The organism is Microbacterium sp. P2_F9 (assembly GCF_056403635.1).
On the sequence record NZ_JBFUFC010000173.1, the window covers coordinates 1 to 8,382 of the forward strand.

At 68.6% G+C, this 8,382-nt stretch carries 8 protein-coding genes; 6 read left to right on the forward strand and 2 right to left on the reverse strand.

Going from position 1 to position 8,382, the window contains the following annotated elements; all coding sequences use genetic code 11:
* The coding region (gene sepH / locus AC1DVT_RS15500; RefSeq protein WP_477389906.1) for a septation protein SepH at window positions 1-424 on the reverse strand (424 nt) is incomplete at its 3' end.
* A 216-nt stretch (window positions 425-640) separates the two neighbouring features.
* On the opposite strand from sepH, the gene AC1DVT_RS15505 reads away from it, so the two are divergent.
* Window positions 641-934, forward strand: a complete 294-nt coding sequence (locus tag AC1DVT_RS15505) for a DUF4193 domain-containing protein (RefSeq protein ID WP_457098621.1) — start codon at window positions 641-643, stop codon at window positions 932-934.
* On the opposite strand, the gene AC1DVT_RS15510 is transcribed toward AC1DVT_RS15505, so the two are convergent.
* A complete protein-coding gene (locus tag AC1DVT_RS15510; RefSeq protein WP_477389907.1) occupies window positions 909-1,412 on the reverse strand; it encodes a DUF3093 domain-containing protein in 504 nt (167 codons plus the stop codon). The genes AC1DVT_RS15505 and AC1DVT_RS15510 overlap by 26 nt on opposite strands.
* Window positions 1,413-1,424: 12 nt before the next feature.
* On the opposite strand from AC1DVT_RS15510, the gene dut reads away from it, so the two are divergent.
* The 5 genes from dut to dxs all read left to right on the forward strand — a co-directional run bounded on the left by dut (window position 1,425) and on the right by dxs (window position 8,238).
* Window positions 1,425-1,877 (forward strand): dUTP diphosphatase, encoded by a 453-nt coding sequence (gene dut, locus AC1DVT_RS15515; protein ID WP_457098623.1) that lies wholly within the window; start codon window positions 1,425-1,427, stop codon window positions 1,875-1,877.
* Entirely contained in the window at window positions 1,874-2,479 is a 606-nt protein-coding gene (locus AC1DVT_RS15520) for a DUF3710 domain-containing protein (RefSeq protein ID WP_477389908.1), read from the forward strand. Before dut ends, AC1DVT_RS15520 begins: the two co-directional genes overlap by 4 nt.
* A complete protein-coding gene (locus AC1DVT_RS15525; protein ID WP_477389909.1) occupies window positions 2,476-3,222 on the forward strand; it encodes a DUF3159 domain-containing protein in 747 nt (248 codons plus the stop codon). Before AC1DVT_RS15520 ends, AC1DVT_RS15525 begins: the two co-directional genes overlap by 4 nt.
* Window positions 3,223-3,361: 139 nt before the next feature.
* Entirely contained in the window at window positions 3,362-6,190 is a 2,829-nt protein-coding gene (acnA, locus tag AC1DVT_RS15530) for an aconitate hydratase AcnA (protein WP_457098626.1), read from the forward strand.
* Window positions 6,191-6,288: 98 nt separating this feature from the next.
* A complete protein-coding gene (dxs, locus tag AC1DVT_RS15535; protein WP_477389910.1) occupies window positions 6,289-8,238 on the forward strand; it encodes a 1-deoxy-D-xylulose-5-phosphate synthase in 1,950 nt (649 codons plus the stop codon).
* Window positions 8,239-8,382 lie beyond the last annotated feature (144 nt).

Sequence of the window (8,382 nt, forward strand, 5' to 3'; positions counted from 1 at the left end):
CTTTCCAGCTCGTCCAGCGCTCTCCGGAGGAGCCCGCCTCGGCGAGCTTCGACCGCACCGCGGTGCCGAAAGTCGGGTGGCTGTCGCCATCGAGGTCGACGCCGAGCAGGACCGGCACCGCGAGCGCCTGGCCGACGATGTGCTCGCGTTCGGCGAGCACCGGTCCTTCGAATCGCACGATGTCCTCGACGCGCGCACCGAGGAGGCTTGCGACCTCTTCGGCGGACAGGCCCGCACGGATGTGCGCCTGGATCTCGCGCGGACTCGGTCGTTCTGTGGCGCGATCGACGCCGTCGCGTTCTCGACGCACCTTGCGCAGCTCGGCGCGCAGCACGTCGTCGATGGGGAGCGAGAAGCGCTCGCCCGCCTCGGTCGCGAGTACGATCGCTTCGTCCTCGGTTCCGATCACTTTGAGCTGTTCCATGCGAACCGCCCTTCCCGATCCAGCCGTGTGGCCCCATGCTTACACAGCACGTCCGCGCAGACCGGGAATAACCCGGGCGCGCCGCGAGTTTCACGGGTCGCACGGTCAACATCGGACGAGAGCGCATTTGCCAAATGCGCCGAGGTCGTGCAAACTATCGCCCGCCCGCAAGGGCAGGTGACACCAGGATCTCCCGGAAGTAGAGACTTTTACGCAATGGCTACCGATTACGACGCCCCCCGCAAGACCGAAGACGACAGCGAGTCGATCGAGGCTCTCAAGGAGCGTGTTCCCGACAAGCTGTCGGGTGCGGTGGATGTTGAGGACGCCGACAACCCCTCGGGGTTCGAGCTTCCCGGCGCGGACCTCTCCGACCTCGAGCTCGACGTCGTCGTCCTCCCGCCGCAGGAAGACGAGTTCACCTGTGTGAACTGCTTCCTCGTGAAGCACCGCTCGCAGCTCGATCACGAGCGCAAGGACGGACCTATCTGCGCGGAGTGCGCGGCGTAGCGACTGACTGGGCCCGCCGCACCGCCGCCGCAAGGCGGTCGGGCGTGCGGGTCGACAGCGTCCACGTGGGCGTCGGATCGTCGGGATCGGTCACGGGAATCGTGACGAGACCGTCGATCCCGCCGCGGATCACGTGCCACGACCTCGGATCGAGGCCGACCCCGCGCCCTTGACGCGCGTCCTCGCCCTCGAGCGCCGTCGGCTCGCCCAGCAGCTCCACGGGGATGCGGGCTCGGCCGGCGCGAAGCGTGCCGTCCTCCACCGCGATGACGGGGGAGAGGCCGACGAGGAGTACCACGGTGAGCACGCCGACCGTGATCCCGATGGCCAGCGAGAGCGTGTGATCGATGGGCACGAACACGAGTCCGGCCATGGGGGCGACGACCGCTGCACTGGCGAGAACCCAGAGCGACGGACTCAGTCGCTCGCGGTACCCGGTGCCGGCGATCGTGCCGTCGTTGCGCGCTGTCTTCTGCATTACCCTCGTTGAGTGACTGAAACCGTGGATGTCCTCATTATCGCGCCCGAGGCTCCCGTCTACGCCCACCCCGGCGACGCCGGCGCTGATCTCACCGCGGCCGAGGCGCTGCGTCTCGAGCCGGGCCAGCGTGCCCTCGTCGGCACGGGCGTGCGGATCGCGCTGCCCGATGGCCACGTCGCCTTCGTCGTGCCGCGCAGCGGTCTGGCGACCAAGCACGGCATCACGATCGTGAACGCGCCTGGGACGGTCGACGCGGGCTACCGCGGCGAGATCAAGGTCACACTCTTGAACACGGATGCCGAGCACGCGTATGACATCGCCGTCGGCGATCGCATCGCGCAGCTGATCGTCATGCCGGTGCCGAGGGCCCGCTTCATCCCGGTGGAGGAGCTGCCCGACAGCTCGCGGGGCGAGGGCGGATTCGGCTCGACCGGCTACCAGAAGGACGGAGCACAGTCATGACCGACGCCACTTCAGGGGCGGCAGCGGAGCCGGACGAGAGCCCGGTCGCCCTCGACCGCGAGCAGGCCGGACCGTTCGACGAGTCGGAAGCGAATCCCGTCCGCCCCTACATCGACCTCGGCGGCATCAAGATCCTTCCCCGTGAGGGGCTCAACCTCCGCCTCGAGGTGGAGGAGCAGACCAAGCGCATCGTCGCGGTCGGCCTGGACTACGCCGGTTCGACCCTGCAGGTGCAGCCCTTCGCGGCACCCCGCACGACCGGTCTGTGGGACGAGACCCGCGATCAGATCCGCCAGCAGATCCGCCAGCAGGGCGGCCGCGTCGAGGAGCGGGAGGGCCCCCTGGGCGCCGAACTGCTCGCCGAGGTTCCGGTCGCCGGCGCGGACGGTTCCAGCGGCAAGCGGCTCGCCCGCTTCATCGGCGTCGACGGCCCGCGGTGGTTCCTGCGCGGAGTGATCGGCGGTGCCGCGACGGCGGACGTGGATGCCGCGGCTCAGGTCGAAGACCTGTTCCGGTCGATCGTGGTCGTGCGCGGCGGCTCGCCGATGCCGCCACGGGACCTCATCCCGCTGAAGATGCCGGCCACTCCGGGGACGGCGTGACCGACGACCCGAGCCGCGACGCCGGTTCGGACGCGGAAGCCACCCCGGCAGCCTCGGAGCTGATCGGCGCCGCGCTCGGCGGGGCGGCGCGGCGGGCCGGCCTGGATCCGGCATCCGAAGCGAGCACCGGCCACGTCGTATGGCGGTCGATGGGCGGTTGGCGCGGGGTGCTGGAGTCGGTGCTGCCGACGCTCGTCTTCGTCGTCACCTACACCGTCACGATCGACCCGGAGACCCACCAGGGCGACCTGTGGCTCGCCCTCATCCTCTCGGTCGGCCTCGCGGTGGTCTTCACCGCCATCCGTCTCATCATGCGCTCGCCCGCGAGCGCCGCCATCGGCGGGCTGATCGCAACGGGAGCGGCGGCCGGACTGGCACTGTGGACCGGTCGCGCGGCCGACAACTTCCTCTTCGGGCTCGTCACCAATGCGGTGTACGGCACGGCCTTCCTGGTCTCGGCGATCATCGGCTGGCCGCTCATCGGCCTCATCGGCGGATGGCTCATGGGCGAGGCGACCGCGTGGCGCGAAGACCGCCGCAAGCGCCGGGTCTACTTCTGGCTCACGATCGCCTCGGCGGGCCTGTTCTTCCTGCGCCTCGCCGTCGAGCTGCCGCTCTACCTCGCGAACGACGTCACGACGCTCGGAACCATGAAACTGATCCTGGGGCTGCCCCTCTTCGCGCCGCTCGTCGCGGTGACCTGGCTCGCGGTGCGGGCGCTCTATCCCCGCGCCAAGGACTGATACATTTATCTTGACATCAAGATAAATTCTCCCGTCGCGGATAAGGCCAGCCTCACTAGCCGAGGGTGCACCAGCGGGGGAAGATGGGGAAGGTCGGATCCGGAATCCGACCACTCCGCCGCCGACGAAGGAGACACGCGTGTCCACGGTTGACAGCTTCGGTGCCAAGAGCACCCTGACGGTCGGCAGCACCGACTACGAGATCTTCCGCATCGACAAGGTCGCGGGCTACGAGAAGCTGCCCTTCAGCCTCAAGGTCCTGCTCGAGAACCTGCTGCGCACCGAAGATGGCGCGAACGTCACGAAGGAGCAGATCGAGGCGCTCGGATCGTGGGATGCCGCGGCCGAGCCGAACACCGAGATCCAGTTCACGCCCGCCCGCGTCGTGATGCAGGACTTCACCGGCGTTCCCTGCATCGTCGACCTCGCCACCATGCGTGAAGCCGTCGCCGCCCTCGGTGGCGACGCCACCAAGATCAACCCGCTCTCGCCGGCCGAGATGGTCATCGACCACTCCGTCATCGCCGACCTGTTCGGCACCGAGAACGCCCTCGAGCGCAACGTCGAGATCGAGTACGAGCGAAACGGCGAGCGCTACCAGTTCCTGCGCTGGGGCCAGACCGCGTTCAACGACTTCAAGGTCGTCCCCCCTGGAACGGGCATCGTCCACCAGGTCAACATCGAGCACCTCGCGAAGGTCATCTACGACCGGACCGTCGGCGGCGCGCTCCGCGCCTACCCCGACACCTGCGTCGGCACCGACTCGCACACCACGATGGTCAACGGCCTCGGCGTGCTGGGCTGGGGCGTCGGCGGCATCGAGGCCGAGGCCGCCATGCTCGGCCAGCCCGTCTCGATGCTCATCCCGAAGGTCGTCGGCTTCAAGCTCTCCGGTGCGATCCCGACCGGCGTCACCGCGACCGATGTCGTGCTGACGATCACGGACATGCTGCGCAAGCACGGTGTGGTCGGCAAGTTCGTCGAGTTCTACGGCGAGGGCGTGGCATCCGTCCCGCTCGCCAACCGCGCCACCATCGGCAACATGAGCCCGGAGTTCGGCTCCACGGCGGCGATGTTCCCGATCGACAGCGTGACCGTCGACTACCTCCGCCTGACCGGCCGTGACGAGCAGCAGCTCGCGCTCGTCGAGGCGTACGCCAAGGAGCAGACGCTCTGGCACGACGCGTCGCGGGAGCCCGTGTTCAGCGAGTACATGGAGCTCGACCTCTCGACGGTCGTCCCGTCGATCGCCGGCCCGAAGCGCCCGCAGGACCGCATCGTGCTCTCGAACGCCAAGCAGCAGTTCGAGAGCGATCTCCTGAACTATGCGGAGGTCGACCACGACCTGGTCGATCTCGAAGGCTCCGAATCGTTCCCGGCATCCGACCCCCCGGGCAACTCGCCCGAGGAGGAGTACAGCCAGCACCAGCATCACCACCACAGCCATGCGCCGGCCACGGCGTCGAAGCCGACGCCGGTGACGCTGGCGGACGGCGAGAAGTTCGTGCTCGACCACGGCGCGGTCACGATCGCGGCGATCACCTCGTGCACCAACACGTCGAACCCCTCCGTCATGCTCGCCGCGGGCCTCCTCGCCCGCAACGCGGTGAAGAAGGGCCTGAAGGCGAAGCCCTGGGTCAAGACCACCCTCGCGCCGGGCTCCAAGGTCGTCACCGACTACTACGAGAAGGCCGGCCTCACCCAGGACCTCGAGGACCTCGGGTTCTACACGGTGGGCTACGGCTGCACCACGTGCATCGGCAACTCGGGACCCCTCATCGAGGAGGTCTCGGCGGCGATCAACGAGAACGACCTCGCCGTGACCGCCGTGCTCTCGGGCAACCGCAACTTCGAGGGCCGGATCAACCCGGACGTGAAGATGAACTACCTCGCGAGCCCGCCGCTCGTGATCGCGTACTCGCTCGCCGGCTCGATGAACTTCGACTTCGAGGTCGACGCGCTGGGCACCGACCAGGACGGCAACGACGTCTTCCTGCGGGACATCTGGCCCGACTCGGCCGAGGTGCAGGCGACGATCGACTCGTCGATCAACAAGGAGATGTTCACGCACCAGTACGCGAGCGTGTTCGAGGGCGATGAGCGGTGGCGCACGCTGCCGACGCCGACCGGCGACGTGTTCGAGTGGGACGACGCATCCACGTATGTGCGCAAGCCCCCGTACTTCGACGGCATGACGATGGAGCTGACCCCGGTCGCCGATATCGCCGGCGCCCGCGTCATGGCCACGCTGCTGGACTCGGTCACCACCGACCACATCAGTCCGGCCGGCAACATCAAGGCAGACAGCCCCGCCGGTCAGTATCTGGCCGAGCACGGCGTCGACCGCAAGGACTTCAACTCGTACGGCTCGCGCCGTGGCAACCACGAGGTGATGATCCGCGGCACGTTCGCGAACATCCGCCTGAAGAACCAGCTGGTGCGCGCGGTCAACGACGGCGCCGAGGTCGAGGGTGGACTCACCCGCGACTTCACCCAGGCGGGCGGTCCGCAGTCGTTCATCTACGACGCCAGCCAGAACTACCAGGCTGCCGGCGTCCCGCTCGTGATCTTCGGCGGCAAGGAGTACGGCTCCGGCTCGTCGCGCGACTGGGCGGCGAAGGGAACGAGCCTGCTCGGCGTCAAGGCCGTCATCACCGAGAGCTTCGAACGCATCCACCGCTCGAACCTCATCGGCATGGGCGTGGTGCCGCTGCAGTTCCCTGCGGGGGAGAGCTGGGCTTCGCTCGGCCTCGACGGCACCGAGATCGTCTCGATCGCCGGCCTCGAGGAGCTCAATGAGGGCGTCACGCCGAAGACCGTCACGGTCACGGCCGCCCCCAGCGAGTTCTCGGCGCCCGGCAAGGAGACTGTCGAGTTCGAGGCTGTCGTGCGCATCGACACGCCCGGCGAAGCGGACTACTACCGCAACGGCGGCATCCTCCAGTACGTCCTGCGCAGCCTGGTCTGAGCACACCAGCGAAGGGGCCGGGGGCATCCCCGGCCCCTTCGCCATGCAACCGCCCAGGTAGACTGGGACGTGAATCGTCGGCGGGGAAGGGAGCAGGGATGTCGCTTCTCTCATCGATCTCCGGCCCGCGCGACCTCGACGCGCTGTCGATCGAGCAGCTGACCCAGCTCTCCGGCGAGGTGCGCGAGTTCCTGATCGAGAACGTCGCTCGCACCGGTGGCCATCTCGGACCCAACCTGGGCGTGGTCGAGCTGACGATCGCCCTGCACCGAGTGTTCGACTCGCCGAACGATCCCATCATCTTCGACACCGGGCACCAGTCGTACGTCCACAAGCTGCTCACGGGCCGCCAGGACTTCTCGCAGCTCCGTGCCCGCGGTGGCCTCGCCGGGTACCCGCAGCGCTCCGAGAGCCCGCACGACGTGGTCGAGTCATCGCACGCGTCGAGCTCACTGAGCTGGGCGGACGGAGTCTCGCGCGCGCTGATCCGCACGGGCCGGCGCGACCGCCACGTCGTCGCGGTGGTCGGCGACGGCGCCCTCACGGGCGGCATGACGTGGGAGGCGCTCAACAACATCTCCGATGACAACGATCGCAACCTCGTGATCGTCGTCAATGACAACGGCCGCTCGTACGCTCCGACGATCGGCGGCATGGCGCGGTATCTCAATCGGGTCCGCACCGCAGGCGGCTACGAGCTGCTGCGCCGAAACTCCGACACGCTGTTCGGCAAGTTCGGCCCTGCGGGACGCGCGATGTACCGCGGCGTCCGGGGTGGCACGCATGGCTTCCTCAGCCGCTTCACGAACAACGAAGCCCTCTACTCCAACCTCGACATCAAGTACCTCGGTCCGGTCGACGGCCACGACCTGCGCATGCTCATCGAGACGCTCGAGCTCGCCAAGGAGTATGGCGCTCCCGTCATCGTCCACGCCATCACCGAGAAGGGGAGGGGCTACGAGCCCGCTCTGCTCGATGAGGCCGACCAGTTCCACGCCGTCGGGCGCATCGACCCGGTGACGGGCGGCGCGCTCGGCGCCGCTGCCGGCACCTCGTGGACCGACGTCTTCGCCGAGGAGCTTCCGTTGATCGCGGAAGATCGCGACGACATCATCGCGATGACCGCGGCGATGCTCCGCCCGACCGGGCTGCTGCCCTTCTCCCAGCGCTTCCCCGACCGCGTCTACGACGTCGGCATCGCCGAACAGCACGCCGTCGCTTCGGCCGCCGGCCTGGCCTATGGCGGCTTGCATCCCGTGCTGGCGATCTATGCGACGTTCATGAACCGTGCGTTCGATCAGGTGCTGATGGATGTCGCGCTCCACCATGCCGGCGTGACGTTCGTGCTCGATCGGGCGGGTGTGACGGGCCCCGACGGCCCGAGTCACCACGGCATCTGGGATCTGGCGATGCTGCAGCTCGTCCCGCACATCCGCATCGCCGTGCCCCGCGACGCGGAGCGGCTCCGCGAGGAGCTGCGCGAGGCCGTCGCGGTCGGCGACGCCCCCACGGTGATCCGCTTCCCCAAGGGCAGCGTCAGCCCCGACCTGCCCGCGGTGGAGCGCCTCGCAGACGGCGTGGACGTGCTCGTTCGTTCCGATGCGCAGGACGTCCTGATCGTGGGCATCGGCCCGATGGCGCACCTCGCCGTCGACGTTGCCGAGCGGCTGCGTGCGCAGGGCATCGGCGCGACCGTCGTCGACCCGCGCTGGGCCATTCCGGTGCAGCCGTCCATCGTGCAGCTCGCGGCATCCCATCGTCTCGTCATCACGATCGAGGACGGCATCCGAGTCGGCGGCATCGGCACACGCGTGCGTCAGGTGCTGCGCGAAGCCGGCGTCGACACCGCGGTGGACGAGCTCGGCGTGCCCGACGAATTCATCGCCCACGCATCCCGGGAGCAGATCCTCGCGGATGCCGGACTGACGGCGGCGAAGATCGCCCAGGACGTCGTGGCCCAGGTGCTCGGTACCCGCATCCCGGTGGCGCGGCCGACCACCAGCGAGCTGTCGACGCTGTCCGAATGGGCCGCGCGCCGCGACGGCTGACGCTGCCGGCGTCCCTGAGTGTCCCAGGCGTTCCCCGAGTGTCCCAGGCGGTCCCTGAGTCTCCCAGGCGGTCCCTGAATGTCCCAGGCGGTCCCTGAGCTTGTCGAAGGGCCGCCGGACGCTTCGACAAGCTCAGCGACCGGC